Consider the following 26383-nt stretch of genomic DNA (forward strand, 5'->3'; position numbering starts at 1 on the left):
TGACTAGGCTATAAGAGGATGTTTGAAAAGTGGTATTCCGTAATTTTCATCACATTGCTACCCCCCTTTCCCCTTGTAAAGGGGGGAAACAATAAAAATCGGTGGGGTAAAAAATATTTGATACATCAACCATAACTTTTCAAACACCCTCTAAGACGGGAAATTTATTCCCCGGATAAATGACTCGGCTCGGCTATTTTATCGCCTATTTTTCCACATTAACAACGGGTGCATTCTGCAAATAATTACCCACATTGACATACGTTTTACCTCCTGTACTTTGTAGAATTTCTTTTGAACTTGTCCCCACGGCTATATTAACAAGTTGTTTTAAAACTAATTCAGGATCACTACCATTTTTTAGGGTAAACAATTGATTGCTTCCATTGCAAGTTTCTTGATTAGTTTTCGCAACACAAATCACAGGAAAACCTTTGTTTTTACCAGTTGTTAGGTAATTCAAAAGGCCTGCTTCATGAAATTTTTGAAACTTCTCAGAGACGACTTGACAACGTTTTTTAGGACTCCATTGCGGAAAAGCTTCAGATTTCCAACCAATAAACCGGACATGAGCTTGACGTTCGGGAATCCAAGCAACTGTAGCCGGAATTTTTTCACCACTGGCTGAATCAAATACTTCCTGACAGAAGAAAGTCACTTGATTTGGTTGATTTGCAGAAGAATTATCTTGACTAAAACCAGGAAATGTGCTGACGCTTAATGTTAAAGCTGTTAATCCCAATGCAGTGCAGAATGATTGTAATTTCATGATTTTTGAGTCCTTGATTAAAAAATTGATGTTGATTGTCAAAATGTAGTCAAAATGTAGGTTGGGTAGAGCGATAGCGAAACCCAACAAGGTTAGAACTTTATCGTTTATGAATGTTGGGTTTCCTTTGTCAACCCAACCTACTGTTGGACAGTTGCGCGTAAACTATAACTACCAGTTTCCCCCCTTTGTGAAGATTTGGCAACTATTAAATAAATGCCATCTGCTGGTAAAGTGGTGACAATTTCAGCATTAAAATTACCTGCTCCTTTGTCATCATTTTCAGCAACTTTTTCCAACTCTTTTCCGTTAGCAGATTCTATCACCTGAGCTAAAGTTAAAAATGAATTAATCTTCTGACTATTCATCTCAATCACAACTTTTTGTCCTGCTTTACCTGAAAATGTATAATAATCAGGACTGCCATTTAAAGTACCATTAATTACTTGACCATCAAGTGCAATAGTTTCTACAGAGTTTTCTTTTGGTTTATCTAAAGTTGATACGGGAGAAACTTTTTTTTGTCTAATATCTGCTAAAAAAGATTTGACTTTTTCCCCCGGTTGAGAAAGGTTAATTCCAGTTCCCCCTGGTGTCCGACCAATGGGATTACCTTCACTATCGAGAACAAAAGATGTAGCCACGCTGGTATTGACACCAATAACTTCCCCTTTGGAGTTTAATAATGGTCCGCCAGAGTTTCCCAGATTCAAAGTTGCAGTATGTTGAATAATTCCATCTGGACGAATGCGGCTAATATTTCCTTGAGTGCAGGTATCACGGTTATCAGCATCAAGAGGACTACCAATAGCAAATACTTGATAACCCACTTTTGCTGTCCCAGGACGAGCTAAATTCAAATGTGGTAAATTTTTGCGATTTTGGATTTTTAAAGCCGCTAAATCCACTCCACCCCTCGCAAAACCGATCACATCGGCGGGTACTTGCTTACCATCTCGAAACGCCACGGTGACAACGCTAGGACCACCATCAACTACATGAGCATTGGTAATAATTAAACCATCCTGACTGACCAGAAAACCGCTACCATGTCCATTACCATTTTTAACGGTGACAACAGCAGCCCCTCCTTTAGTGCAAACTTGATTTGCTATGTCCCCCTCTGGTAACGCCAAGACGCTGTTATTGCTAGTCATACCCATGAGGTTAAACATAGAAAACAGCGTCAAAATACCATATCGGTACGATAGATGCTTCATATTAGTTGTGTTCCCTGGTAACATTACACCCAATCCAATGCTGTATAAATTTCAAGCGTAGCATTACTTGTGGCAGCAACTTAGTGATTAGACGTAAGTAACAAATATTTTGTTTCTATGGAAATCCAGTAGCTATTTATTTCGAGAATTTTTAGGCTCAAATTTCAAATATGTTCCTCCCAATCCTTCTACAATGATTCTTGTATTAGCAGCCATCATTTTCTGATAGGTTTCTCCGTCACTTCCTGGTTCACCTAGTCCGTCAATATAAAGTGGTCTTTGAAAAACCTTTACTTTCGCTGCTGTCGCTACAGGTGCGAGTAAATTAGAATTGGTATTTGTATCTGCAAAAATTGTTGGTACTTGATATTTTTGAATATCTCTAGCTAAATTCATGACTTTTGTATCTGTCAATTTTCCTGTATTTTTGACGTTACCTAAATTGACTGAATAGGGAATATCATAAGCTTTGACATAATAAATCATGGCGGAATTTGTTGTCACTAATTTCCGATTTTTATCGGGAATACTAGCTAATCTGCCTTTAATCCAACTATTAATTTGATTAATTTCTTTAGTTACTTTTTTGGTATTTTTATTATAAATATTTTTATTTTCTGGTGCTAATTTAACTAAACTACTATTAATTATTTCTACCATTTTGATAGTATTATTAGGATTATGCCAAACATGAGGTTCAATCATTTGCTTACCATTTTTTCTGATTTGGATGGAATTTACACCCATAGTTTTAGCAACGGCAATTTTTAATTTAGGTTTTTTAATCTCTTCAATAATTCTAATTAACCCTGGTTCAAAATTATAACCATGATACAATACTAAATTAGCATTTTTAATGGCTTGATTATCTTCTGGAATGGGTTTATAATTTATGGGATTTATCCCAGGAGGAATTAAACAAATCAGATTAATTGTATCTCCAGCAACTTGTTTTGTTAAATCGCAAATTACGCTATTAGTTGCTACTACAAAGGGTAAATTATTATTAATATTTTTATTAGTGGTATTATATGTTGTATTAATAGGTTTATTTCCACATCCAGATAAACCAACCATTAAACCTAAAATGGTAGTTTTCAATAAATATGTAGATAGTTTTTTTGCTGACATAATTGATTGTAATTGATGAATATATTAAAAAGTCCAGAAATAATTATATAAAGTAATAAAGACACAGACTTGCTGTGTCTTGTAAAACATTTATTGTTCTAATTTATTAAATTCCAGCCATAGGTAACTTACCTTGTAATTTCTGTAAATTAGCTTGAACACAATTAGTGCAATTGCAACCAATTTGTTGTATTACAGAATGTGTGATGCTATTTATTTGCGGTGTAGCTATATCAAAATTTGCTTGAGTAGATGTCACCACAATCATTTGGACAGCGTGTGCAGCTTTGAATTTAGAAGCGTGTGCTGGGTTAACTACCAATAGCAGAGATGCTAAAAACATAGGAAAAGCCAGCAAAATCAGTTTGACTATTTTCATAAGTTGTCAGTTGTCAGTTGTCAGTTGTCAGTTGTTAGTAGGGGCGAAGCATTTGGAAGATAAATTATCGGTCATTGCTAAAAATAGTTCTCCAAATGCTTCGCCCGTACAGTTGTCAGTTGTCAGTAGGGGCGAAGCATTTGGAAGATAAATTATTGGTCATTGCCAAAAATAGTTCTCCAAATGCTTCGCCCGTACAGTTGTTAGTTATTAGAGGATTTTTCTACCAGTCAATACTTCTCGGACTTCTAGCATGGCTGAATAGGTGGGGAGAATGTGTAAGGTTTCATTTGCTGGTGTATGCTCTAGAGCAGTAGCGATCGCTTGCTGCAAATTTGACTCTACAATCAGATTGATGTCACTGTCCAGAGATTCCTGACTATAACGCAGACGTAAAGCCATATCATACACGCGATCGCCACTGACAATCAACGTTCCACCCCGTGCTACCAACTTTTCTGTATCCACATCCCAAATCCATGATACATCAGTACCATCTGGGGTTCTGTCATTCAACACCAATAAAGTAGTTTTATCGGTACTTTCAGTGACGACGCGAATAGTTTCATTTGTTCCTACAGGGTTTTTTGATAATAAAATCCGCACCCGTTTACCATCAATTACCAAATCTTCTGCACGACCAAAAGCAGCTTGAAAATTATTAATTCCATCTCTAATACTAACTTCATCAACTCCTAATTCTTTTGCTGCTGTGGCTGCGGCTAAAGTATTATATTTGTTGTACAAACCCACAAGAATTTGTGACCATTCCTGGCTTAATAATGCGGGTTGACTTTTAGTAAAACCACAACTAGGACAAGTAAAATCTCCCAAATGGGACAAATAAACCCCTTGATAATCTAAAGCATGACCACAGCTAGGACAATAAATAGAATCCACAGCATGAGGAATAGCTTCTAAATAATTTTTAGGTTCATTTAAACCAAAGAATAAAACCTTTTGGGGTAACTGTTGACCCAAATAGGATAAAGTCGGATCATCAGCATTGGGAATAACTACAGTTGTTGCGGGTAAAGTAGCAATCACCTTAGTCCACCGCTTACTAATACTATCCACTTCCCCATATCTATCCAATTGGTCACGGAACAGATTTAAACAAAGAATAATTCGAGGTTGTAGCGGTTTTAAAACCTTGGGAACTATATTTTCATCAACTTCCAAAATTGCATAATCTACATTGAGGTTTCCCAATAAATTAGCATTGTCTATTAAAGCCGTTGCTAACCCATTTTCTAAATTTGCACCTGTAGAATTATGGGCAACACGGAAACCCTTCCGTTCTAAAATAGTGGATAATAGTAAAGCAGTAGTCGTCTTTCCATTCGTCCCCGCAATGAGAATTATCCCATTTTTCACTTGCTGACTCAATAACTCCAAAATGCGAGGTTCTATCCGTCGCGCAATCGAACCGGGTAAAACACTAGCAGCACCAAGACCCAGTGACCTCACCAAAAACGTGACACTTTTGGCCATTGATACCGCAAAACCCAAGCGGAGTCTATCTATAACTTTTATTTTCTTACCTACAGTCATGATTTATAAATAACCTATAATTGCAAAAAGAATTTCATCCGTATTTATCTGCGTTTATCTGCGTTTATCTGCGGTCAATTATTCCAGAAATCTTATTCTATAGAACTTCATCTTCATTTCGTGTAAGTTTAACTAATTAGAAAAGATAGCATCAAAATGAGTATAGTCTCACTAACAAATAATTTTTTCTCTGAAAACACCATGTAAAGGTTATCTTAAAAAATAGTGCGTGGGTGTGATTATTATCCAAACCAGTTAACATCAGTTCAGCACAAACTCACAAAAAATAGTAGCAAAGACAAGGTTTCTGTTAATGAATAGCATAAAGTGGCTTTTTTTACAAACTCAAATAATTGCTAACGGTCGCCAGTTAGTGTCAAAATGCTTATTGCTGCTTGTTTGTCTATTCGTAATTAGTATGCAGCCAGCATTAGCAGGTATTAAAGATGACCGATATGATGGCAATATTTTTGTAATTTATGCTGGTAATGGTTCTCTAGTTCCTTCCAAAGAAACACTAGCTCAGACATTAGCAGAACATAAACCAGCGATAGTGACATTCTACACTGATGACAGTAGCGATTGCAAAAAATATGCGCCGGTTGTTTCCGAAATGCAAGCATTCTATGGCCGCGCAACAGAAATCATTCCTATCAGCGTTGATACTCTTTTAGCTGACAAAACCTATCAACCGAATGAACCAGGATATTATTATGGAGGAAGTGTGCCTCAAGTTGTAGTTTTTGACCAGTCGGGTAAGGTAGTTTTCAATAAAAAAGGTCAAGTCCCTTTTGAGGAAATAGACGACAAATTGAGAGAAGTATTTGACTTATTACCCCGCACTGAGTCAGTCGAGTTAAAACAACGTTCACCGAGAGAATTCAGTAGTCAGTTAGAAGATCAATAGATATCTCCAAAAATTAAATGTGCGTTTCCTAGAACCCTTGTAGGGACGTTCTCTGGAACGTCTCTCGGGAACGCAAATTTAGTAACCTGCAATTCTGATTTGACCGAAACTAGTGCGTTACTCTTTGCTTTAGCGCAGTCATTCTCGCAGATATTTGCATACCCTATTTTGGTAATTTAAACTAACCTTTAGGAAATTTAGAAAAATAAATATATGACAACCTGTCATATTTGGCATTGATTGTATTTAAAATGAGATCAGAAAAATAAACATACTTCCACAGGACAGAACCATGAAATCTATCGCAGCAACTTTGCGACGCTTAAGCCTAGCTGTATTAACAGTTATTGTAATTTTTGGTAGCTTTGCGGTATTTACCCCTACTGCATCTGCGGAAACATACACAGTTAAGCTAGGTAGTGATAAAGGCTTGTTGGCTTTTCAACCAAAGCAGTTGACTGTTAAGCCTGGTGACACTATTGAATGGATAAACAACAAAGTTCCTCCCCACAACGTTGTATTTGATTCTGCTAAAAACCCCGCTCATGACAAAGCATTAGCGAAAGCTTTATCCCATACAAAGTTATTACTAAATCCCGGACAAAAACAAACAACCACTTTTCCTGCTGACGCTCCTGCTGGTGATTATACCTTTTATTGCCAACCCCACCGTGGTGCTGGCATGGTTGGTAAAATCACTGTTGAAGGCTAATATATAGCTATTAACCATCCCTGTGAATAGATGGGGATGGTAAAAGCAATCCTTTTGATAGACAATAAAGACATAAAAATACTTTTATTATTGTAGATAAAATGGTTATGTTCTCCAAATTTTCAATTTTAAAATCACACTCCCCTCCTGATAGAGAAGGGAAAGTGTGGGTATTACTTCATATCATAACCAAACAAATTCGGATCAACTTCTCCTAATTGTAAATCAGCTAAACCGTATTCTTGCCAGCGTCTTTCTACCATTGCAGCAATATCAATATCTGATTTTAATGGTTCACCCCATTCATGTTCTGTTTCTGGAGGAATTTTTGTAGTGGCATCAATTCCCATTCTCCCACCTAACCCTAATTTCTCACTAGCAAAATCTAAAGTATCAAAGGGAGTATTTGGTAAAATAAATACATCTCTGGTAGGATCAACTTTGGAACTTATCGCCCAAACAACTTGACGAGGATCACGAACATTGATATCTTTATCAACGACAATCACAAATTTCGTGTAGGTAAATTGTGGTAACGCACTCCAAAACGCTAAAGCTGCTCGTCGTGCTTGTCCAGGATAGGCTTTATCTATGGAAATAATTGCGGCTTTGTAACTTAACGCTTCCATTGGCAGGAAAAAATCAACTATTTCTGAGACCTGTTGCCGTAAAATGGGGGTGTAAATCCGGTTAAGAGCGATCGCCATCATGGCTTCTTCTTTCGGTGGCAAACCGCTAAATGTGGTAAGATAAATTGGATCTCTGCGGTGTGTCATGCACTGAAACCGCACCAAAGGCGAATCTTCCACACCGCCATAATATCCCATGTGGTCGCCAAAGGGTCCATCTGGTAAAACTTCCCCCGGTGTAATTGTCCCTTCTAAAACAAACTCGGAATCTGCGGGAACTTCCAAATCTACGGTTTTACACTTGGCTAAGTTGACTCCCGAACCGCCATACAATCCAGCAAATAACCACTCTGATAAATCTACAGGAATGGGTGTGGCTGCTGCCATAATGATTAAAGGATCAACACCCAGAGCGATCGCAATCTCTAACTTTTTACCACGTTCTGCCGCTTTCCGCAAGTGTCTCGCCCCTCCCCGCACCGATAGCCAGTGTACGGTCATCGTATTATTAGATTGTAGCTGTAACCGATACACACCGACATTGGGGATTCCCGTCTCACAATCCTTGGTAATTACCAATCCTAGCGTAATAATCTTTCCGGCATCTCCCGGATAAGGACGTATTAAAGGTAACTTATTTAAATCTAAATCATTCCCTTCAATTACCACTTGTTGACAAGGGGGAAAAAAGTCCCTTCCCGGTTTGGCTTTGATTACGTCAAACAGCACTTTACCAAAATCTATGGCTTGGGAAATCTTTTTGGGTGGTTTGGGTTGCTGAAGCATACTCAGCTTCTTTCCCAGGGTTTCCAACTCTTCTGGTTTTTCCATGTTCATAGCCCAGCATATCCTTTCCACTGTCCCCATTAAATTTACCGCAACGGGGAAAGATGCACCTTTGACGTTTTCAAAGATTAAGCCTGGACCACCTTTTTGCAGCATTCGGTTGGAAATCTCTGCAATTTCCATATCTGGGTCAACTAAAGCCGAAATTCGCTTTAATTGTCCTCTTCCTTCTAGAATTTTAATGAATCCCCGTAAATCTCTCGCCATTGTTTTGTTTTAATTATGAAGAAGTGTAAAGCTATTTTTATCTTAGTCTTCATTCAGATAATTTGACTTTTTAGTACGAATATACTATAATGAGGGAAATATGGATTTTCCTCACGCAGAGTCGCAGTGAACCAGCGCTGTAGAAGGGTTTCCCTCCGTAGGCGACTGGTGAACCCTAAGGGAGACGGGGAGAGGAAAATTGAGTTTTTACCTAATAAAAGTTAGGGGGTTTTATGTCGAAGTTAAATCACCAGATTTCCCTGTTAGAACTTATCCAAATTTTATCGGTATATCGTCAAAATATCATTTTGAATTTACATAAGTTAAAGGAAGATTACCACCGAACTGGTATTAAACGGGTGAGAGGTGCGAGAAATATTGATGGTGATTTGATTACTCCTTGGTTACAAACTGAGGATGTTTATGCTGGTGATTTTGTGCAAATGGGTGTATTTGCTATAAATCGCAATACGGCTACTATTAATATGTTGATAAGCCGGAAGGTTAAGCTGGTAAAATCTGAAGATAATACCCATATCACTGAAGTTGCGGGTTTGCTGGCTCATGATTTGGATAATTTTAATAACTATACCATTGTTAAAGATGGAAAAGTTCATGTTTCTGCTTTAAATATCAAAATCAGCAACAAGAAAGTATTTGATTTATTGCAAACTAAAGGTGTAATTATTGCTGACAAGTTTGATTTTAATTCTGAATATATAATTCAGTTAGATAATTTACCATTAGTTCCTGTTAATATCAAGTTTGGTAGTATTGATGGGTTATTTACTCAATTAGCAGAAATTAAAGTTGTTATGAGTATTTTGTCTGCTTATTTACGCCATCAATCAGATGTATTTGTGAGTAATCAGGTAGAGGAATTAAAACAACATTATTTGTCAAAAAATCTCTATCTGAATTTTCCTAAAACTCAGGAATATCCAGATACAATTGATTCTCATATCAGTTATAAAATTGAGTTTGGTAATCAGGATATTCTCAATTTGAGTAAATTATATGCTGCTAATCAATTTTTAGCGCGAAGATATGAGGTTTATGACAAAGAAACTGGGGAGATTTTCCCTAAACCAACTTTAGAAATGGGGTTAAATCAAAATATCGGTTTTCGACAAAAAGCCATTTCAGCAAGAATGAAACTGACTAAAGTTGATGATTTGATGAAACCCATTTTTGACGACTTTCTGGGAATTAATATCAGTGGTAAAGTAGGGGAAATTCTCCATAAAGTTGGTGATCATCGTTTAGCGTTGCTATTATATGCTCAACACGCTGGTAAATCTGTCAATGGAGAAGATTTGATTACAGTTATGACAACAGCTTACCAAAAATTAGCAGCTTATGTTGAGCAAACTTACCAAGAAAATATTTCCCCTATGGTATTTTACATTGGGGCGACAGGACTTTTACCAAATAAAATATCAGCTAAAGCCATGACTGCTGATGAATTAGCTGCTAAATATCCCCATTTGCAATTTTCTAAACATGAACAAGCAGGGACATTTTTTGAAGTTGGAAATACCATTATTAGCGTTTACCCGCAAACCGAATATTACAGTAAGAAGTCATTAGCAGTTAGTTAGTTAATTTTGTAGGGGTTTAGCAATGCTAAACCCTAAATATTTTTGGAGTTTGATATGGTAAAATATCAAGACTTGCTATTTTCAACAATCTCTCATGTATGGTATTAAGCCAAGTAGGAGAAGCAGTAGCAGCCATTACAGATCAAAAGATACAAGGAAATATAGCTGCTGCTAGTGCAGTTTTAGCAGGTATTGTGTTAAAAAAAGATGTAATTAGGAAGATTTTCAGGAGTGAGATTATGCGAGAATCAGTGATATATCAAGAAATTCTGGAAGAAGGTGAAGCTAAAGGTATTGCAAAAGGTGAAGCTAAAGGCGAAGCTAAAGGAATAGCTGAAACGACCAAAAAGTTAGCTTTAAATTTGTTGCGAATTGGTATGAGGTTACAACAAATTTCTGAAGTTACGGAATTATCTCTGGAACAAGTTCAAGCTTTAGAAAGAGAGATAAAAAATCCTACTTCTAACTAAAGTAACTTCGATGTTTTTGGTTTCAATTTTCATAAAAATAATATCCCTGATTTTTAGCACAAGTCGGGGATATTTAATATAAAAATTTAATCGTTAGTTTCAACTATTTACGAACTAGGCTACAGCCAAACCTAACCACAAGCCAAAAACAGAGTGAAATTCAGTAGATATTTGAGATTTTTGCCTCTTGATGGGGAATACTTAAATAAGATACTATCAATTACTTCCCCAATTCCTCAATATTTTTCATCGCTTGTTGATATAAATCCTTATTTCCTTCCTTATCAAAAATCGCTGCTGCCCGTTGTAAATCTTTTAATGCTCCCCGTTTATCACCAATTGCAGCATAGGCGTTACCTCGATTATTGAAAGCAGCACCGAAGTTAGGATTAATGCGAACTGCTTCATTATAATCCGATATTGCTTTTTGTGGTTCTCCTCTTGATGCGTAAGCATTACCCCGATTATTATAAGCTACAGCATATTCTTTATTGATCCGAATTGCTTGAGTGTAGTCCTCTAACGCCGCATTCTTATCACCTTGGTTTGCACGGGCATTACCTCGATTATTGTAAAATTCGGCATATTTAGGCGTAATACTAATTGCTTGATTATAATCCGCAATCGCTCTTCTGTAATCTCCTATAGATACAAAAGCATTAGCACGATTATTGTACGCTTCCGCATCCTGAGAATTTAGACCCAATGCCTGATTATAATCCGCGATCGCTCCCTCTTTATTACCAGTATCAAAATAAACCAACCCCCGACCTTTAAATGCTGGTGCATATTGAGGATTCAGACTAATTGATTTACTATAGGCAGCAATAGCCGCTTGGTAATTACCTTTAAGATGTTGAGTTTGTCCCTGAACATAAAATTCCCCAGCTTTAGAGGTTCTCCCTATCTGTGGATTTGGGGGACTTGCTCCTCTTTCTGTCACCAAAACATCTTGATTATTACTGCAAGAAACGCAAATAATCCCGCTAAAAATAGTAACCATCGCTATAGTGAATGCTCTGTTTACTTCTCTGTGTTTGTGTCTCAATAACTGCCATTTCATAATTTACTATAAATCGCCATTATACCTGGAGTAAATCATTCACTAAATTGCTTACTTACTTACTTAGGAAATACTCTCGCTTTTTGATTAATATTCAATTCAAATGATAAAATTCCCTGAAGTTATCGGAAATAAATAAATTTATCCAGCCAATCACCGCATATTACTAAATACTAAAAAAAATCCCTGATAGCTATATTTGTATTATTACTAGACTACCGTTGATAATTCTGTTAATTTTGTTAGCAATTTGAGAAAAATATCCATACCAGTATCAGGAAATAGACTCAAAACTAGTTCACAGAGTTTCTCAGTATTCCTCACTTTCTTGATTTTTATGCGTTATTTTCCAATAAGTATTTATATCAACATTTACAGTCAATTTTTCCAAATTTACCCCCAAATTTTTGCGAATATCTTCGGTTAGAGTAATTGTAAAATCTAAATCAACACCTTGATTTTCTACCAAATCTACCAATTCCTGAAACTGAGTCTTGATAGTTTTTCGCTCATAACTTGTAAGTTTGCAAGATGGTGTTTCAGAAATATTCTGGACTAACATCGCTTGTTTTACCCGTTCTTGTAAATGCTCAAATTCTGATTTGATTATTTTTTGTTGCTGTTCAATTTCTATATATCTAGCAGTCAATAAACTTAGATCTTCCCTAATTGGATCTATCTTTAAGTTTGCCTCTAATTCTAATAATCGTAAATGTACTTGAGCTAAATAAATACAATCAAGATAAGCATATTCTATCTGTTCTTCAGTTAATGGTCTTTTTCCCCAATCGCTCGTTTGCTCTTGTTTATTAATATCATGAAAATTACAAAGTTTAGTAGCTAGGGTTTTCAATTGATAATTAGGTAATGGTAGTAAATAGACGGGAATTTTCTTCGCCATTTCCAAAGTACAAGTAATATTTTTAGCTTTTTTAGCTCCCAAATATTTCACGTCATAACCAGCATTATGAAAAACTTTTTCAATAGCATCATTAACCATAATCCTCTCCACAAAATCAGCAATTACATCTGATTTATCGAGAACATCTAATAAATAAACACTATTACCAGTCATATCTTCAGGATTAGCCAACACCTGAATCAGTGATAATCTTGGATTACGAGTTTTATAATCAGCAACTTCTGTATCTATCCATAAAGTTTTAGCTGTGGTATATTCAGTAATTAAGGAACGAATTTCCCTCGCAGCAGTAAGATAAGGCATTGGTAAATGTCAGGAAGTGTAAATTAGTTATCGCTTCCCAAAGTAACATTTTATGACTAATCATGCTGGCAAGTGCTACATCATCATTATTTTTATAGAAAATTTTCCATTAAAAAAAGCTCAGGTATTAATTCCTGAACTTCTATTCAACCTAATTATCCTAGATGCGGATATTTGTTAAGCTTTGGTCTATGGATATTAGTAACGGTTTCCACCGCCGCCACCGCCATAGCCGCCACTACGGCCACCACCGCCGCTACGGTTTCCACCACCGAAAGAACTACGTTCTTCTCTGGGTTTAGCTTTGTTCACTTTTAAATCACGTCCCATCCATTCAGCACCATCAAGCGCTTCAATGGCTTTTTCTTCTTCTGCATCTGATTCCATTTCCACGAAACCGAAACCGCGAACTTTACCAGTTTCCCGGTCGGTAGGTAGCTGAACACGTTTTACCTTGCCATACTCCTTAAAAATTTCGCTCAAACCGTCTTGGGTAACTTCATAAGAGAGGTTGCCTACATAAATTGACATAGATTTTCTCCAAAATCATAAGAGTGTAGAGATTTAGATTTCGGAGAAAAGTCTGTAAATACCAAAGGGAAAAAGCCTATCAATACTAAAAACAAACGTGGTCCACCGAATTACTTCTCAACTCCCATTATGGCATAGAAAATAGATATCTAGGCAGTAAATTCAAAAAGTTTATAAAATATTTTTTTTATACCTTAATTAGCAATGGCAGCATCAGCTTTTTATGGCATTCTCTCGTTATACTTAGTTGAAGGATTTTTAGGGGTTAATTCGGGGGTTTCAGCCTATTTTCTGATAAAATTATCAAGACTGAATCTAAAGGCTCAATTTTAGGTTTCTTTGTTCATGTTGCACTTTAAACATTCCTCAATTATTAACGCACCAATAGAAGTAGTTTGGAAATTCCACGAAAGACCAGACATATTGCAAATACTCACCCCACCTTGGCAACCTGTACAAATAGTCAGACGGGAAGGAGGACTATCCGCCGGTGCAATTACAGAATTTCGGCTTTTTTTGGGTATTTTACCCTTAACTTGGTTAGCGCGGCACACAGACTATGAAGAATATCGTCTGTTCACCGATGAACAGATATCTGGACCTTTTGAGTCCTGGGTACATCGTCATGAGTTTACAGAAGAAAATGGCAAAACTAAATTAACCGATAATATTACTTATTCTATGCCTGGTGGTGATGGAATAGAATTTATCAGTGGTTGGTTAGTGCAAACACAGCTAGAAGCAATGTTTCGCTATCGGCATTATGTGACTAAACGCGAATGTGAAAAATGAACAGGACTTACGCAACTAGCACATTGGTAGGGTGCGTCAAACATCAACAATCTGTTTATTTAGAGTATTCCAAGGAAAAAAATGCCCAATTGTCATTGCGAGTGAAACAAAGTGTAGCGAAGCAATCACAGGGTTTGGATCATTTATTGTTTGGAACACCTAGGTCGCGCTTCGCTATCGCACTCCCAACATCCCCAACAAGCGATCGCACCCCCACACCCCAAAAGCGATTGCTTTTTAGAAAATAAGCACAAGCTAATCAAAAGTTTTGAGCATCAATTGGCAACCAGAAGGTTTTTCAATATCTTTAAACACTAGCTCTTCATTATAAAGAAAAGTTTTATACTCTATCTCTTTAACTACTTTGAAACCATGTTTGGCACATATATGTTGAGTACTAGCTCCTGTACATTCAGCAATTATGCCTTTGTAATTATTATTTCTTGCTACCTGAAAAGTTTCTTCCATAAGTTGATGAGCAATTCCTTGGCCTTGGTACTTTTCATCAACTCCAGTCATGGATATATATAGAATCTCTCCTGATTTTATAGCATAGTTATTGATATACCATTTTTTAAGTTCATCAACAACATTCATAATGGGGAGAAATCGGGAGTCAACATCCTCTAAGTTAGGAGTTTCAGCTAAAAAGTCTTCCAATATACTAAAACCAACAACATCACCAGAATCTTCATTTTTAGCAACTAAAGATAACTGATACTGTATTGCTCTTTGAGAAACTATTTCAGCAAAGGAAACGTAACTATTCACATCAATACCTAATGCTTGAGACATCGTTTCTTGGGTAAAAGAGTGACTTATACAACGGATAGTTGATTCTAAATCACTCTTATTGAAAGGTACAATATAAACCATGTTTTTTTCTCCAGTAATTTGTTAGAGTCCTTAGAGAAATTATATTTCAGAACAAGCTTCTTCCAAACGACTAAAAAGCTTTTCAATGATATCAACATCAGTAAAAGGCGATGTCAAGTATGATTTAAGTGCAACAATCGGTTCACCATAAGAGTCTTCCAAGGAAAAAAATGCCCAATTGTCATTGCGAGTGAAACAAAGTGTAGCGAAGCAATCACAGGGTTTGGATCATTTATTGTTTGGAACAGGAACACTCTTACAGGATTTATGCAGTCTGACGCACCCTACAACAGATTTTTAGTGTGACACTTGCGTAAGTCCTAATGAACACAAAAAAACGCCCCCCATAGTTGGAGAGCGTTTTCTATTTAACTAGACTCTAGTTATTAACCGTTGATAGCAGGAGCGCTTAAAGCAACAGGAGCAACATCAGCAGCAGCCAAGTCTAGAGGGAAGTTGTGAGCGTTACGCTCGTGCATTACTTCCATTCCTAAGTTAGCGCGGTTGATTACGTCAGCCCATGTAGCGATGACACGACCTTGAGAATCCATGACGGATTGGTTGAAGTTGAAACCGTTCAAGTTGAAAGCCATTGTGCTAACACCCAAAGCTGTGAACCAGATACCAATTACAGGCCAAGCAGCGAGTAAGAAGTGTAGTTGACGGCTGTTGTTGAAGGAAGCGTATTGGAAAATCAAGCGACCGAAGTAACCGTGAGCAGCAACGATGTTATAGGTTTCTTCTTCTTGACCGAATTTGTAACCGTAGTTTTGTGATTCGTTTTCGGTTGTTTCTTTAACCAAGGAAGAAGTCACAAGTGAACCGTGCATTGCGGAGAACAAAGAACCACCGAAGACACCAGCTACACCTAACATATGGAAGGGGTGCATCAAGATGTTGTGTTCAGCTTGGAACACGATCATGAAGTTGAATGTTCCAGAGATACCCAAAGGCATACCGTCAGAGAATGAACCTTGACCGATTGGGTAGATTAGGAATACTGCGGTAGCAGCAGCTACAGGTGCGGAGAATGCTAGGCAAATCCAAGGACGCATTCCTAAGCGGTAAGAAAGTTCCCATTCACGACCGAGGTAGCAGAATACGCCGATCAAGAAGTGGAATACTACTAACTGGTAAGGACCGCCGTTATACAACCACTCATCTAAAGAAGCAGATTCCCAAATAGGGTAGAAGTGTAAACCGATAGCGTTGGAGGAAGGAACTACTGCACCGGAGATGATGTTGTTTCCGTAGAGTAGAGAACCTGCAACTGGTTCGCGGATACCGTCAATGTCCACGGGAGGAGCAGCGATAAATGCAATTACAAAGCAAGTAATTGCAGCGAGGAGGGTAGGGATCATTAATACTCCGAACCAACCGATATATAAACGGTTGTCAGTGCTGGTGATCCATTCGCAGAAGCGATTCCATAGGTTAGCACTTTCGCGCTGCTGTAAGGTGGTTGTCATGTGTTTATAATTGCGTTTGAGTTATGTATGTTTTGGTAGGTGTTTCTACCTCATGAATTTATATTAAGCCTTATGTTTCGATTTGTAAAGGGGTTTTCGTAATATTTTTTAATAAATCTAGAAAATTGGGTCATAGAAAAGGTTATATTGTAGACAGGCTGGGGGTTTCAGGCATTAATTATTTTTGTGATAATTTCTAATTTTCTTGGAACGCAACTCCCTACTTCATTCATGAACCCCTGCATTTTTGGGCGCAGACCCTGCTCCCTACTATATATGTCTCTATCTAGTCAAAATATTGTTACCTATAGCCCTGCTTATACTATTGTTCCCACTTATGAGTGCTTTAACCGCTGTTCTTATTGCAATTTCCGCACAGAACCGGGTAAAAGTCCTTGGTTGACCCTTGGGGAAGCTAAAGAGATTTTTTTACAACTTAAAAAACAAAATGTCTGTGAAATCCTCATCTTGAGCGGTGAAGTTCATCCCCATTCAGCCAGACGGGAAGCTTGGTTTGAGCGAATTTATGATTTGTGTGCCTTAGCAATAGACATGGGATTTTTACCCCATACCAATGTTGGTCCACTGAGTTGGGTAGAAATGCAAAAACTGAAAACGGTGAATGTGTCAATGGGGTTAATGTTGGAGCAGTTGACACCAAAACTATTAAATACAGTCCATCGTCATGCACCAAGTAAATTACCCCAAGTGCGATCGCAACAATTACAATGGGCAGGAGAGCTAAAAATCCCCTTCACCACAGGGTTACTTTTAGGAATAGGGGAAACTGAGGCTGATTGGTGGGAGACTTTAGCGGCTATTTCTGAATCTTATGCACATTACCATCATATTCAAGAGGTAATTCTCCAACCCCATAGCCCCGGAACTCTGCAAAGCTTTGACGCACCACCATTTAATCCCCATCAATTACCAGAAGTTATCGCCAAAGCGCGGGAAATTTTACCAGCAGACATTACAATACAGATTCCCCCCAATTTAGTTAAAGATGAAAATTGGTTACTTGCTTGTATAGCCGCTGGAGCGAGGGATTTAGGGGGAATAGGTCCCAAGGATGAAGTTAATCCTGATTATCCCCATTTACAGGAACAGGAACTCAGAAACATCTTAAAATCTGGGGGCTGGGAGTTAGTACCACGTTTACCACTGTATCCCCAGTTTGATGATTGGTTGGGTGCAGGTTTACGACAAAATGTAGAAGAATGGCGAGAAAGATTTAAGCTCTAGACACTGAGCTTTACGCTTACCGGGTAATCCTGTAACATTAAATATGCTAATTAATTTAATATATTCACACTGTAAACCAATATGGCTACTAATACATCCTCTAACACATCCTCTAACACATCCTTCTTGCTCCAGTTAATAGGTATAATCTGTATATTGTTCTTCTCTGTAGACTGTCTATTTTTTTTATTCCCTTTCCAATTTACAGATAAACTCTGGCAAGTTAACTTGTGCAGAAGTCTTGTAGATCAGGGTATTATACCATTGCTTGGTCTGGGAGCAATTCTAATTGCATACTGGGTTGGTAAATCTAGTGGATCTAGTGAAAGTAGTCGTTCCTCGTCTTCTGGTCTAAAATTGCCAATTTTTATCCTCTCTAGTTTGTTAGGACTGATATTTTTGTTGATTTTTCCCCTACATCTGAGTAACGTCAATCAAGTAAAGGCAGAGGGGTTAGCACGGATTGAGAAAGAAGCGGAACAGTCAGAAAACCAAGTGAAAAATCAATTAGCACAACTCCAAAATCAACTTGGTAATGATCAGGTAAAAGCATCTCTAGAGAAACAACGCGCTGCATTAAAAGAGCAACTCAGAACCCAGCTAAATGAACTGGTTAAGGATGACGAAAAGTATAATCAGGCACTTAGTAATAGTCAATTACCTGAGGCACAGAAGGATCTACTTAAGCAGTATAAAACAAATCTTAACTCTCTTGATAATTTTATCGCCCAGCAAACAGACCCTCAAAAACTAGCAACCCAAAGACTTAACCAAATTCAGACTCAAACACAACAACAGTTGCAGAAAACCCAGGAAGATGCCTGGAAGGAATTGCGAACTGGTATTAATAGTTTATTATTGTCAATTGGTTATATCGTCATCGGCTGGAGGGGATTAAGAGGTATGGGTATTTTCAAAAGTAGTTCTAGAGGTTTAGTAGCTCGTTAGTAATTTGCTAACAAATAATAATGTAACCCTAGTTAGTATCCTATGTACACGCTGTTTGGTAGAATGTCTAGGTTGTTTAATCTCATGATCTTCATCTTTGAGTCAGTCAATAGATACTATTAAACTCGATACCTTAGCCCAAGAACTAGCAACCATCCAGCAAACAGGTTCCAAGCGGATTGCCTTGCTAGGTTCTCGTCATGTGCCAATTACCCATCAGAACCTCATTGAAATGATGACTTATGCCCTGATTCTATCAGGCAACCGCATCATTACTTCTGGTGCTACAGGCACAAACTCTGCGGCCATCCGGGGCGCAACCAAGGCTGATCCCAACTTACTCACGGTCATTTTACCCCAAAGTTTGGAACGTCAACCCCAAGAATCGCGCCAGCAATTAGAACAGGTTATGCACTTAGTGGAAAACCCCAGTAATGATAACTTGTCCCTAGCTGAAGCGAGTTACCTATGTAACAAAGAAATCGTCTCTCGTTGTCAACAACTAATCTGCTTTGCATTTCACGATAGTCGCACTTTGCTACAAACTTGTAGTGATGCCGAAGACCAGCGAAAAGTGGTAACACTCTTCTACTTTGACTAGAGTGAACGGCAGTTTTTGCAAAGCTAATGATAGAGATGGAAAATCATTGGGTAAAGGGTAATGATTTCACTAAATTACCCCTTATCCATTGACAAAAATGATCAATACCTGACCAAGTACCCTATTAAATTAGTTGAATGTCTTTATCTCTATTACCAGTACCTGCTATTTTTTTATCCTCTATTGTCGTTGCGGCTATTCTCATTTATCTACCCTATTTATTAGTAGCTTTTGCTAGAGTGCAAGTAGGATATGATTTGTCTGCACCTCGCGCCATGTTTGACAAGTTGCCTCCCTATGCCCAACGAGCAACATGGGCCCATGAAAACTCCTTTGAAGGGTTTATGGTTTTTGCCGCAGCCGCACTAATGGCTTATGTCACTGGAGTGAATTCTCCCCAAGGAGTGAATGCAGCGATCGCTTTTCTGATTGCCCGTTTGCTATACTCTATTTTCTATATTGCAAATATACCTTTGTTAAGATCACTAATGTTTGGTATTGCTTCTTTTAGTTCGGGAACTCTGTTTTTCCTCAGTCTCATGCAAGTTAAATAATTAAGCTGAGGGAATAAGGATTTTTAATTTTGCCTCTTCTCTCTTACCAATTACCAATTACCAATTTTATTTATGGCTGCTTCTTTTTCCTTTGATATCGTCAGCGACTTTGATAGACAAGAATTAGTTAATACTATTGATCAAGTCATCAGAGACGTTAAAAGCCGTTACGATCTTAAAGATACTAAAACCACAATCGAATTAAGCGAAGAAAAAATTACCGTTGGTACTGACAGCGACTTTACCTTAGAATCTGTCCATACCATCCTGCGGGAAAAAGCCGCCAAGCGGAATCTTTCTCAAAAAATCTTTGAATTTGGCAAAGTTGAATCTGCCAGCGGTAGCCGTGTTCGTCAAGAAATTACCCTGAAAAAAGGCATTAGCCAAGAAATTGCTAAACAAATTTCTAAGATAATTCGGGACGAAATTAAAAAGGTGCAAGCCTCAATTCAAGGTGACGCTGTGCGAGTGATAGCTAAATCAAAAGATGACTTACAACTCGTGATTCAACGGCTTAAACAAGAAGATTTCCCCGTCGCTTTGCAATTTACAAATTATCGCTAGAAAATATAATTGACAACTAACAGTTGTCAATTATTAATTGTCAATTACTTCCGTCCCCCAATACTTTTTTGAAATGCCGGACGTTCAGATATAGACTGAATATAATTCACGACTGCTGGGTAAGCACTCAAATCTAATTTGAGCATAATGGGAATTTGACACTCCCCGGTCTAAAGACACGGGGATTCTTGGTTCAACGAGACCACTTAAACTAGACTCCTTGCGTTATCTAGCTCAGAGGTGGGACTCTCCCCAAGCGTTAACTTTCGGTCTGCCCGACCGTAGTTGCCCTATAAATCTTTTACCTACTGCTAGAAGGAAACTAGAACAATGCAGTAGAACCACATAGATTTAATTGTCAAGGTACAGATTACCGTTAGGCAGTTAGGTTTTTATACAGGTTGATTACCTTTCCTGTTACAAGTAGTATAGCACAGGTCGCTGGGGGATAAATCCCCTCTTGTAGCTTTCATCCCCGGCTTAAAAGACATTAACACCTAAAAATCCTAAAAATTTTTAGGTGACAATTCTAGCCGCATTTAGTACCCGTTTGCGCTCTATCGAATAATTTAAGATGTGGGAATTTGTTTACAGATAGCTTCTAATGCGGCTGTAGGAATGGGTTCTATCACTTCAATTTGATCCACTTCCCCATCTTCTTTATATAAGCACGTAGCTAAATAAAGCATAATATATTCATCAGTATTGAAAGCGGTAGCATCAGCATAAGCAATTATTGTTGTCATGAGAAATGTCTCTTCTAGAATTGGTAAATAGGGGTTGGTTAGTTGTTAGTTGTCCGTTGTCATTGGTAAAACTCTTATTGCCTATTGCCTATTGCCTATTACCTCTTCCCTCTTCCCTCTTCCCCTGATCATTAAAATTTACACTTCAATTCTTCAGAATTTTACTGATTCGGGAATTGAACTTGGGTATGAAGTATACATTATTAGATTTATGGCTCATCTGTTGTTGGATGTAAAATCCACGTCCTTCAATCATCCTAGAGTCATCAGGACACAAAAACTGTAACTTTATTTGACAAACCAAGTAAACCAAATAGGCAAAGTATGAATAAGCACTCTTTTTTAAATTCTGGTATTCAAAACAATCAAGTATGTCTTTCTGATCAAAACAATCCTTGTCATCAATGTGCGCCGTTACAGGATGGTAATGAATCAATGTTGGAAGAACGTTATTTACGCTCTTGTGCTTTGAAGTTAGCACAACAAGGGGATTATACTAAAGCGATCGCACTGTTAAGTCACCTGATTGACCATCATCCCGAAAATGCGGTCGATTACAATAACCGAGGGCTGATTTATTTTCAAAGTGGTGATAGCCAAAAAGCTATCTCTGATTATAACAAAGCTTTAGATTTAAATTCTAAATTAGCTAGTGCCTACAATAATCGGGCTAATTATTACGCTGCTTGTGGTGAATTAACAGCCGCATTGGCTGATTATGAACAAGCATTAGATCTAAATCCCCATCATGTTCGGGCTTGGATTAATCGTAGTATTACTTTACGCGACTTGGGAGACTATGCAGAAGCTATTGAAAACTTAGAAATTGCCATGCTGTTTGGTCAACTCAAAGGCAACATTTGGGCGGAACAGGGACGGACTTATCATCTCTGGGGTGATTGGAATTGTGCAATTGCGAATTATCGTCGCGCATTGGCAGAACTACCATCTGTAAATCATCAAGATGTTTCCGGTTATCGCTTACGGTTACAAATCGAAAACTGGTTAAACGAGTTGCTCTTTTTTGAAGACTAATTTAGTAGATGGCTTAATTCAGAGTTTTAGCATTCAATTGGTAAAACTGACTCAAAAATTTGAGTTTCATGACTAAATATAAAGTTGTATCATTTGGTAGTCACCCTAATAACCGTGATGATTAATATATTTTCTGCACTTTTATGGAACTGAGTTAGATTGTTCCGTTCCAGTCTGCTCTTGATTCATCAATATAACTGGACGCTGATTAGGGTCAAAGCGAAATGATTTTTGTTGCATAATACTTTTAGCTTCCCCAGGATCAAAGTTGCGGGTAAATTCTGTCTGCAAGTTTTGCACACGCCCTTCCATAACTTTTACTTCGGTACGAACTCTTCGCAACTTATCCTGTTGTGACCAATGATAAGGTAATAATTGTACTAAAGCAGATACTGCTGCTGCACTAATAACTATATTAACTGCTACTTTGGCTGTAGTTTCCAGTGCCATTATTTGATAAGCACGTTGGCGTAAATGTCGTTTAGGTCTTGGTACAGTTCGGCGTTGTTCTACGGGCTGTAGAGGAGGTTTAGATGGTTGAAACGCATTCATGGTGCTAACAAAAAACTCGCTGATTTACGGTAATTACCGTCAAAAGCAAACAGGTGCTAATTGCGGCTTAATTTAGCTGCCATATTACTCCATTTTCTGGAAATTTATACAAGTATGAAGATGAATAAAATATTACCTACTAAAGTAGGGGCGATTTCTAAAATTCCCATAGTTTAGAACTACAAGTATTTGAAATCTACTCCTACTTATGGATTAAGCACCTGTAACAGCGTTACACTGGTGTTATTTGTATAGTTCTGTAGCTAAACGCCAAGCTAGAATTCCTGGAATTAGCGCTACAGCTAAGGCAATGTAAACTTGGGTATCTGAGATAGGCATGATGGAAATCCTCCTAAGTTGAACTTGATTTTCAAGACTTCGTTTACTACTTTTCCCTGTTTTGCCAAAATAAGGAAACATCTTGTTACAAGATGCAACAAAAACTGGGGATTTGTCAGTTGTTCATTGTCCGTTGTCATTGGGAAGAAATATTCCCCTACCTCCCCTACCTCCCCTACCTCCCCTACCTCCCCTACTTCCCCCACTTCCCCTACCTCCCCTACCTCCCCTACTTCCCCTACCTCCCCTACTTCCCTTAATTTATGACTTTATCCCTTGGTATTGACTTTGGTACTTCTGGCGCACGGGGTGTGGTAATTGATGAAGAAGGTCGGATTCTGTCCGAAATGCGCCATTGTTGGCAGGTTGGGACTGTTGATTGGGTTCAATGTTGGCAACAGGCTTTATGGAGTCTATTAGGGCAAATTCCGGGGGTGTTAAGGGGGGAAATCGGAGCGATCGCTATTAATGGGACTTCTTCCACTATTTTACTGACTGATGGGGCTGGAAAGCCTGTGGACGCGCCACTATTGTACAATGATGGTCGGGGTGCAGTGGTTTTAGAACGATTGAGCAGGATTGCGCCAGCAAATCACACTGTATTAAGTGCTACATCTAGTCTAGCGAAACTCCTCTGGATGCAAGAATTACCTGATTTTGCAAAAGCCAGATATTTATTGCATCAAGCCGATTGGCTGGGATTTCTCTTGCATGGAAAGTTAGGTATTAGCGATTACCACAACGCCTTAAAATTGGGTTATGACGTGGAAAAATTGCAATATCCAGCATGGTTGGAACAGCTAAAAATTCCCCTCCAGTTACCGCAAGTCTTAGCGCCGGGTACAGCCATTGGTGAATTACTTCCTCAGATTGCGGCCGATTTTGGCTTTAAAGGCGATTGTTTAGTGGTTGCTGGCACAACAGATAGTATTGCGGCTTTTCTAGCCAGTGGAGCTAAATTTCCGGGGGAAGCGGTAACTTCTCTCGGTTCAACTTTGGTACTAAAACTTTTAAGTCGGCATAGAATTGAAGATGCGCGATATGGAATTTATAGCCATCGTTTAGGAGATTTGTGGTTAACTGGAGGTGCATCTAATACGGGTGGTGCTATTTTGAAGCATTTTTTCAGCGATGTTGAGTTGGTGAGGTTAAGTGCGGAAATTGATCCAACTCAAGCCAGTGTGTTAGATTATTATCCATTATTGAAACCAGGCGATCGCTTTCCCATTAATGATCCCCAATTATTACCCAGACTAGAACCACGTCCAGATCAACCTCAAGAATTTCTACATGGTTTATTAGAAAGTATGGCTAGAATAGAAACTAGAGGATATGAACTATTACAAAGTTTAGGTGCAGATCCTTTAACTCATATTTATACAGCAGGTGGTGGTGCTGCTAATTCTACTTGGACGGCTATTCGTCAACGTTATTTAAAAGTACCAATTATTTCATCCAAAAATACAGAAGCAGCTTATGGAACGGCACTTTTAGCGATGAGAAAAATTAGTTAAAAATTAAATCTCATTCAAGTCTAATAATGGATCTAGAATAAGATTTTAATAATAATTAACCGCAGATAAACGCAGATAAACGCAGATGAATTAATGGATTTGATAATTCTGTGTGGTTTCACATAAAATTGGTATAAGAAGATAAAATAACTAACTCGTTAATTGACATCATTATGAAATTAATTACCAAGCTATTTTCTGAAATGTACCGTAATCGCAGTTTTCCGCAGGTTTTTGTCTTCATGCTTATTATTACCAGCTTGTTTGCCTGTGGTTTAGATGTCACTGAAAATAGTACATCTGCAAATGCTAAAAATCCCGAACAGTCACAATTAAACCACAATACTTTACCTCAATCTATTTCTCAAGCAGTGCTAAGGGATGCTTCTAGAGTTTCTGGGATAAAAAGTTCTGATTTGCAAATTACTCAAGTTACATCTACCAATTTTAGTAATCCCTGTGCTTTCAAATTTGGGGAAGTTTGCACAAGGGAATATAATCCTATTCCCGGTTGGATTGTAATTGTGCAAGTCAAAGAACAATCTTGGACTTATCATGTGAATAAATCCGGTTCACAAATTCTGTTAGATCCGAAAATTAGCAGTAATCAATTACCAAAAAAAATTGCTAATGCGGTTTTGAGTAATGCTTCTAAACGTTCTGGTTTAGCAGTAAGTTCTTTGAAAATTACCCAGTCAATTCAGAAAACTTTTAGTAATTCCTGCGTTTTTAATTTTGGTGAAGTCTGCGCTCAAAATTTTGATCCCATTAAAGGTTGGGAAGTAATTGTTAAAGTTAAAAGCCAGTTTTGGACTTATCATGTAGATATAACTGGTACACGCATTGTTTTAGATCCTCAAGTTACTAAAATTTAAGCATCAAACATTTTTGTTCAACCGATTTAGATCCCCGACTTCTAAATTAAATATTGATAAATCACAACATTAATCAAAGAAGTCGGGGATCTTGTTATTAAGATATAAGTTATTTGTATGGGATTTTGGCAAAAAAGAACATTCTCAATTATTGGGGGTTTATTCTCATTATTATTGAGAATTTTATCAATAATGTAACGAGTTTTGGTAATTTCAGCTAGGGGGGTTGACAGTGTTCCGAGTTTCGGGTAATAAGGTTTTTATTTATCAAGATAATTATTTCCCAAATAAATCCCTCCAAGCAGGGAAATAAGAAAATAAAATTTGTCCTCATAATCAAAATACCAAGACGTTATCTTGTATCTCAGGATGATGATGCAATTACAGTAGATGGAGAACTGGGAAAGATGGTTAAAATCAGCAGATAAATAAGTAATTAAGAAATTTCAAGATCAGGAATAATGCACACAGACACAATATTTTATCAAATCTTCCTCACTTTTCACACCCTATTATTTGAAATTCTGGGAGAACCTACAGAAAATGCCAGAGATTATAAATTTACCTCTGTGGAAGTGAAAGAAAAAGCATTTCGATTTGATGGGATTTTCATGGCAGATAGTGTAGAAAAACCCATCTATTTTGTAGAAGTGCAATTTCAACCCAAACCGGATTTTTACTGGGAATTAATCGCAGAAATCAACATCTATCTCAATCAATTTAAACCTGTACAAGATTGGCAGGGGGTAGCTTTATTTGCGAAACGGAGTTTAGATGTAGGAGAATTGACTGCTTATCAACAAGAATTTATTAATAGTGGGAGAATTAAACGAATTTATTTAGATGAATTACCACCGGGTTCAATTGGTATGGGGTTAATTGAGTTGATTGTCAGTCAGGAAGTACAAGCACCGGAATTAGTTAAAACTCTCTTGGACAGAACTAAGACAGAAGTTGAGAATGATAGAGAAAAACAAGGTATTATAGAATTGTTGGAGACTGTTTTATTGTCCAAATTTTCACAATTAA

General features: G+C 37.7%; 31 protein-coding genes and 1 pseudogene. 17 read left to right on the forward strand and 15 right to left on the reverse strand.

The features are described from left to right. Positions 1 to 205: 205 nt before the first annotated feature. From AN490_RS15070 to AN490_RS15085, 4 genes are all read right to left on the reverse strand, one after another. Entirely contained in the window at positions 206 to 769 is a 564-nt protein-coding gene (locus AN490_RS15070; protein ID WP_300004910.1) for a COP23 domain-containing protein, read from the reverse strand. Between the two features lie 140 nt (positions 770 to 909). Further along, positions 910 to 1989, reverse strand: coding sequence for a trypsin-like peptidase domain-containing protein (locus AN490_RS15075; RefSeq protein WP_300004913.1), 1080 nt, complete (start codon positions 1987 to 1989; stop codon positions 910 to 912). A 132-nt stretch (positions 1990 to 2121) separates the two neighbouring features. Then, positions 2122 to 3120, reverse strand: a complete 999-nt coding sequence (locus AN490_RS15080) for a zinc ABC transporter substrate-binding protein (RefSeq protein WP_300004916.1) — start codon at positions 3118 to 3120, stop codon at positions 2122 to 2124. Between the two features lie 106 nt (positions 3121 to 3226). Continuing rightward, entirely contained in the window at positions 3227 to 3499 is a 273-nt protein-coding gene (locus tag AN490_RS15085) for a hypothetical protein (protein WP_300004919.1), read from the reverse strand. On the opposite strand from AN490_RS15085, the gene AN490_RS15090 reads away from it, so the two are divergent. Continuing rightward, entirely contained in the window at positions 3486 to 3650 is a 165-nt protein-coding gene (locus tag AN490_RS15090) for a hypothetical protein (protein WP_300004920.1), read from the forward strand. The genes AN490_RS15085 and AN490_RS15090 overlap by 14 nt on opposite strands. Before the next feature lie 59 nt (positions 3651 to 3709). Here AN490_RS15090 and AN490_RS15095 read toward each other — a convergent pair whose 3' ends face one another. Further along, complete coding sequence (locus AN490_RS15095; protein ID WP_300004922.1) at positions 3710 to 5053, reverse strand: Mur ligase family protein; 1344 nt, start codon at positions 5051 to 5053, stop codon at positions 3710 to 3712. A gap of 313 nt (positions 5054 to 5366) precedes the next feature. Here AN490_RS15095 and AN490_RS15100 point away from each other — a divergent pair, with 313 nt between their 5' ends. Beyond that, entirely contained in the window at positions 5367 to 5960 is a 594-nt protein-coding gene (locus AN490_RS15100) for a thylakoid membrane photosystem I accumulation factor (RefSeq protein ID WP_300004924.1), read from the forward strand. 292 nt (positions 5961 to 6252) lie between these two features. Next, on the forward strand, positions 6253 to 6672 hold the full coding sequence (gene petE, locus AN490_RS15105; protein WP_300004927.1) for a plastocyanin: 420 nt from the start codon (positions 6253 to 6255) through the stop codon (positions 6670 to 6672). Between the two features lie 173 nt (positions 6673 to 6845). On the opposite strand, the gene AN490_RS15110 is transcribed toward petE, so the two are convergent. Continuing rightward, a complete protein-coding gene (locus AN490_RS15110; RefSeq protein ID WP_300004929.1) occupies positions 6846 to 8354 on the reverse strand; it encodes a UbiD family decarboxylase in 1509 nt (502 codons plus the stop codon). 233 nt (positions 8355 to 8587) lie between these two features. Here AN490_RS15110 and AN490_RS15115 point away from each other — a divergent pair, with 233 nt between their 5' ends. Together AN490_RS15115 and AN490_RS15120 are read left to right on the forward strand one after the other, a co-directional pair. Beyond that, entirely contained in the window at positions 8588 to 9955 is a 1368-nt protein-coding gene (locus tag AN490_RS15115; protein WP_300004931.1) for a hypothetical protein, read from the forward strand. Between the two features lie 98 nt (positions 9956 to 10053). Further along, positions 10054 to 10425, forward strand: coding sequence for a hypothetical protein (locus AN490_RS15120; RefSeq protein WP_300004933.1), 372 nt, complete (start codon positions 10054 to 10056; stop codon positions 10423 to 10425). A gap of 220 nt (positions 10426 to 10645) precedes the next feature. Here AN490_RS15120 and AN490_RS15125 read toward each other — a convergent pair whose 3' ends face one another. From AN490_RS15125 to AN490_RS15135, 3 genes are all read right to left on the reverse strand, one after another. Then, positions 10646 to 11488 (reverse strand): tetratricopeptide repeat protein, encoded by an 843-nt coding sequence (locus tag AN490_RS15125; RefSeq protein ID WP_300004935.1) that lies wholly within the window; start codon positions 11486 to 11488, stop codon positions 10646 to 10648. Between the two features lie 310 nt (positions 11489 to 11798). Further along, positions 11799 to 12713 (reverse strand): ribonuclease D, encoded by a 915-nt coding sequence (locus AN490_RS15130; protein ID WP_300004937.1) that lies wholly within the window; start codon positions 12711 to 12713, stop codon positions 11799 to 11801. Positions 12714 to 12911: 198 nt separating this feature from the next. Beyond that, positions 12912 to 13244 carry an RNA-binding protein gene (locus AN490_RS15135; RefSeq protein WP_148764888.1) on the reverse strand — a complete coding sequence of 111 codons (333 nt, stop codon included), beginning with the start codon at positions 13242 to 13244 and terminating at the stop codon, positions 12912 to 12914. 345 nt (positions 13245 to 13589) lie between these two features. On the opposite strand from AN490_RS15135, the gene AN490_RS15140 reads away from it, so the two are divergent. Both AN490_RS15140 and AN490_RS15145 read left to right on the forward strand, forming a co-directional pair. Further along, a complete protein-coding gene (locus AN490_RS15140) occupies positions 13590 to 14036 on the forward strand; it encodes an SRPBCC family protein (RefSeq protein WP_015078362.1) in 447 nt (148 codons plus the stop codon). Beyond that, complete coding sequence (locus tag AN490_RS15145; RefSeq protein ID WP_300004940.1) at positions 14033 to 14284, forward strand: hypothetical protein; 252 nt, start codon at positions 14033 to 14035, stop codon at positions 14282 to 14284. Before AN490_RS15140 ends, AN490_RS15145 begins: the two co-directional genes overlap by 4 nt. Before the next feature lie 7 nt (positions 14285 to 14291). On the opposite strand, the gene AN490_RS15150 is transcribed toward AN490_RS15145, so the two are convergent. Beyond that, positions 14292 to 14912 carry a GNAT family N-acetyltransferase gene (locus tag AN490_RS15150; protein ID WP_300004942.1) on the reverse strand — a complete coding sequence of 207 codons (621 nt, stop codon included), beginning with the start codon at positions 14910 to 14912 and terminating at the stop codon, positions 14292 to 14294. A gap of 386 nt (positions 14913 to 15298) precedes the next feature. Continuing rightward, the gene (psbA, locus tag AN490_RS15155) at positions 15299 to 16381 is read right to left on the reverse strand and encodes a photosystem II q(b) protein (RefSeq protein WP_300004944.1); all 1083 of its coding nucleotides are present in this window, start codon (positions 16379 to 16381) and stop codon (positions 15299 to 15301) included. Between the two features lie 276 nt (positions 16382 to 16657). Between psbA and cofG the strand changes: the two genes are divergently transcribed. From cofG to AN490_RS15180, 5 genes are all read left to right on the forward strand, one after another. Beyond that, positions 16658 to 17626: a 7,8-didemethyl-8-hydroxy-5-deazariboflavin synthase subunit CofG gene (cofG, locus tag AN490_RS15160; protein WP_300004946.1), complete on the forward strand. Its 969-nt coding sequence runs from the start codon at positions 16658 to 16660 to the stop codon at positions 17624 to 17626. 81 nt (positions 17627 to 17707) lie between these two features. Next, positions 17708 to 18574: an HpsJ family protein gene (locus tag AN490_RS15165; protein WP_300004948.1), complete on the forward strand. Its 867-nt coding sequence runs from the start codon at positions 17708 to 17710 to the stop codon at positions 18572 to 18574. Positions 18575 to 18671: 97 nt separating this feature from the next. Beyond that, complete coding sequence (locus tag AN490_RS15170; protein ID WP_015079960.1) at positions 18672 to 19175, forward strand: hypothetical protein; 504 nt, start codon at positions 18672 to 18674, stop codon at positions 19173 to 19175. Between the two features lie 137 nt (positions 19176 to 19312). Next, positions 19313 to 19729: an MAPEG family protein gene (locus tag AN490_RS15175; RefSeq protein ID WP_148764893.1), complete on the forward strand. Its 417-nt coding sequence runs from the start codon at positions 19313 to 19315 to the stop codon at positions 19727 to 19729. 72 nt (positions 19730 to 19801) lie between these two features. After that, on the forward strand, positions 19802 to 20293 hold the full coding sequence (locus tag AN490_RS15180) for a YajQ family cyclic di-GMP-binding protein (RefSeq protein ID WP_148764895.1): 492 nt from the start codon (positions 19802 to 19804) through the stop codon (positions 20291 to 20293). Positions 20294 to 20337: 44 nt separating this feature from the next. Here the strand turns inward: AN490_RS15180 and AN490_RS15185 are convergent. Continuing rightward, positions 20338 to 20448, reverse strand: a pseudogene (locus AN490_RS15185) (glutathione S-transferase family protein); the annotation flags it as partial. Between the two features lie 414 nt (positions 20449 to 20862). Continuing rightward, positions 20863 to 21039 carry a hypothetical protein gene (locus tag AN490_RS15190; RefSeq protein ID WP_300004999.1) on the reverse strand — a complete coding sequence of 59 codons (177 nt, stop codon included), beginning with the start codon at positions 21037 to 21039 and terminating at the stop codon, positions 20863 to 20865. A 324-nt stretch (positions 21040 to 21363) separates the two neighbouring features. Between AN490_RS15190 and AN490_RS15195 the strand changes: the two genes are divergently transcribed. Further along, positions 21364 to 22074 carry a tetratricopeptide repeat protein gene (locus AN490_RS15195; protein WP_271823425.1) on the forward strand — a complete coding sequence of 237 codons (711 nt, stop codon included), beginning with the start codon at positions 21364 to 21366 and terminating at the stop codon, positions 22072 to 22074. Positions 22075 to 22215: 141 nt separating this feature from the next. On the opposite strand, the gene AN490_RS15200 is transcribed toward AN490_RS15195, so the two are convergent. Together AN490_RS15200 and psaM are read right to left on the reverse strand one after the other, a co-directional pair. Continuing rightward, positions 22216 to 22626, reverse strand: a complete 411-nt coding sequence (locus AN490_RS15200; RefSeq protein ID WP_300004957.1) for a hypothetical protein — start codon at positions 22624 to 22626, stop codon at positions 22216 to 22218. A 243-nt stretch (positions 22627 to 22869) separates the two neighbouring features. Next, complete coding sequence (gene psaM / locus AN490_RS15205; protein WP_006196319.1) at positions 22870 to 22965, reverse strand: photosystem I reaction center subunit XII; 96 nt, start codon at positions 22963 to 22965, stop codon at positions 22870 to 22872. Positions 22966 to 23047: 82 nt separating this feature from the next. Between psaM and AN490_RS15210 the strand changes: the two genes are divergently transcribed. The 4 genes from AN490_RS15210 to AN490_RS15225 form a co-directional block, all read left to right on the forward strand. After that, on the forward strand, positions 23048 to 23251 hold the full coding sequence (locus AN490_RS15210; protein WP_300004978.1) for a hypothetical protein: 204 nt from the start codon (positions 23048 to 23050) through the stop codon (positions 23249 to 23251). Next, positions 23229 to 24479, forward strand: a complete 1251-nt coding sequence (locus AN490_RS15215; RefSeq protein ID WP_300004981.1) for an FGGY-family carbohydrate kinase — start codon at positions 23229 to 23231, stop codon at positions 24477 to 24479. The genes AN490_RS15210 and AN490_RS15215 overlap by 23 nt, the downstream gene beginning before the upstream one ends. A 173-nt stretch (positions 24480 to 24652) precedes the next feature. Next, the gene (locus AN490_RS15220) at positions 24653 to 25354 is read left to right on the forward strand and encodes a hypothetical protein (protein WP_300004984.1); all 702 of its coding nucleotides are present in this window, start codon (positions 24653 to 24655) and stop codon (positions 25352 to 25354) included. Positions 25355 to 25815: 461 nt separating this feature from the next. Beyond that, positions 25816 to 26383, forward strand: a 568-nt coding sequence (locus AN490_RS15225; RefSeq protein WP_300004987.1) for an Rpn family recombination-promoting nuclease/putative transposase, incomplete at its 3' end; no start/stop codon positions are given.

The organism is Anabaena sp. AL09, from assembly GCF_001672255.1.
GTDB lineage: Bacteria > Cyanobacteriota > Cyanobacteriia > Cyanobacteriales > Nostocaceae > Dolichospermum > Dolichospermum lemmermannii.

Bases quoted from the DNA above. Each gene is read 5' to 3' on its own strand.
- AN490_RS15070 (WP_300004910.1), bottom strand. From the start codon at position 769: ATGAAATTACAATCATTCTGCACTGCATTGGGATTAACAGCTTTAACA.
- AN490_RS15075 (WP_300004913.1), bottom strand. From the start codon at position 1,989: ATGAAGCATCTATCGTACCGATATGGTATTTTGACGCTGTTTTCTATG.
- AN490_RS15080 (WP_300004916.1), bottom strand. From the start codon at position 3,120: ATGTCAGCAAAAAAACTATCTACATATTTATTGAAAACTACCATTTTA.
- AN490_RS15085 (WP_300004919.1), bottom strand. From the start codon at position 3,499: ATGAAAATAGTCAAACTGATTTTGCTGGCTTTTCCTATGTTTTTAGCA.
- AN490_RS15095 (WP_300004922.1), bottom strand. From the start codon at position 5,053: ATGACTGTAGGTAAGAAAATAAAAGTTATAGATAGACTCCGCTTGGGT.
- AN490_RS15100 (WP_300004924.1), top strand. From the start codon at position 5,367: ATGAATAGCATAAAGTGGCTTTTTTTACAAACTCAAATAATTGCTAAC.
- petE (WP_300004927.1), top strand. From the start codon at position 6,253: ATGAAATCTATCGCAGCAACTTTGCGACGCTTAAGCCTAGCTGTATTA.
- AN490_RS15110 (WP_300004929.1), bottom strand. From the start codon at position 8,354: ATGGCGAGAGATTTACGGGGATTCATTAAAATTCTAGAAGGAAGAGGA.
- AN490_RS15115 (WP_300004931.1), top strand. From the start codon at position 8,588: ATGTCGAAGTTAAATCACCAGATTTCCCTGTTAGAACTTATCCAAATT.
- AN490_RS15120 (WP_300004933.1), top strand. From the start codon at position 10,054: ATGGTATTAAGCCAAGTAGGAGAAGCAGTAGCAGCCATTACAGATCAA.
- AN490_RS15125 (WP_300004935.1), bottom strand. From the start codon at position 11,488: ATGAAATGGCAGTTATTGAGACACAAACACAGAGAAGTAAACAGAGCA.
- AN490_RS15130 (WP_300004937.1), bottom strand. From the start codon at position 12,713: ATGCCTTATCTTACTGCTGCGAGGGAAATTCGTTCCTTAATTACTGAA.
- AN490_RS15135 (WP_148764888.1), bottom strand. From the start codon at position 13,244: ATGTCAATTTATGTAGGCAACCTCTCTTATGAAGTTACCCAAGACGGT.
- AN490_RS15140 (WP_015078362.1), top strand. From the start codon at position 13,590: ATGTTGCACTTTAAACATTCCTCAATTATTAACGCACCAATAGAAGTA.
- AN490_RS15145 (WP_300004940.1), top strand. From the start codon at position 14,033: ATGAACAGGACTTACGCAACTAGCACATTGGTAGGGTGCGTCAAACAT.
- AN490_RS15150 (WP_300004942.1), bottom strand. From the start codon at position 14,912: ATGGTTTATATTGTACCTTTCAATAAGAGTGATTTAGAATCAACTATC.
- psbA (WP_300004944.1), bottom strand. From the start codon at position 16,381: ATGACAACCACCTTACAGCAGCGCGAAAGTGCTAACCTATGGAATCGC.
- cofG (WP_300004946.1), top strand. From the start codon at position 16,658: ATGTCTCTATCTAGTCAAAATATTGTTACCTATAGCCCTGCTTATACT.
- AN490_RS15165 (WP_300004948.1), top strand. From the start codon at position 17,708: ATGGCTACTAATACATCCTCTAACACATCCTCTAACACATCCTTCTTG.
- AN490_RS15175 (WP_148764893.1), top strand. From the start codon at position 19,313: ATGTCTTTATCTCTATTACCAGTACCTGCTATTTTTTTATCCTCTATT.
- AN490_RS15180 (WP_148764895.1), top strand. From the start codon at position 19,802: ATGGCTGCTTCTTTTTCCTTTGATATCGTCAGCGACTTTGATAGACAA.
- AN490_RS15190 (WP_300004999.1), bottom strand. From the start codon at position 21,039: ATGACAACAATAATTGCTTATGCTGATGCTACCGCTTTCAATACTGAT.
- AN490_RS15195 (WP_271823425.1), top strand. From the start codon at position 21,364: ATGAATAAGCACTCTTTTTTAAATTCTGGTATTCAAAACAATCAAGTA.
- AN490_RS15200 (WP_300004957.1), bottom strand. From the start codon at position 22,626: ATGAATGCGTTTCAACCATCTAAACCTCCTCTACAGCCCGTAGAACAA.
- psaM (WP_006196319.1), bottom strand. From the start codon at position 22,965: ATGCCTATCTCAGATACCCAAGTTTACATTGCCTTAGCTGTAGCGCTA.
- AN490_RS15215 (WP_300004981.1), top strand. From the start codon at position 23,229: ATGACTTTATCCCTTGGTATTGACTTTGGTACTTCTGGCGCACGGGGT.
- AN490_RS15220 (WP_300004984.1), top strand. From the start codon at position 24,653: ATGAAATTAATTACCAAGCTATTTTCTGAAATGTACCGTAATCGCAGT.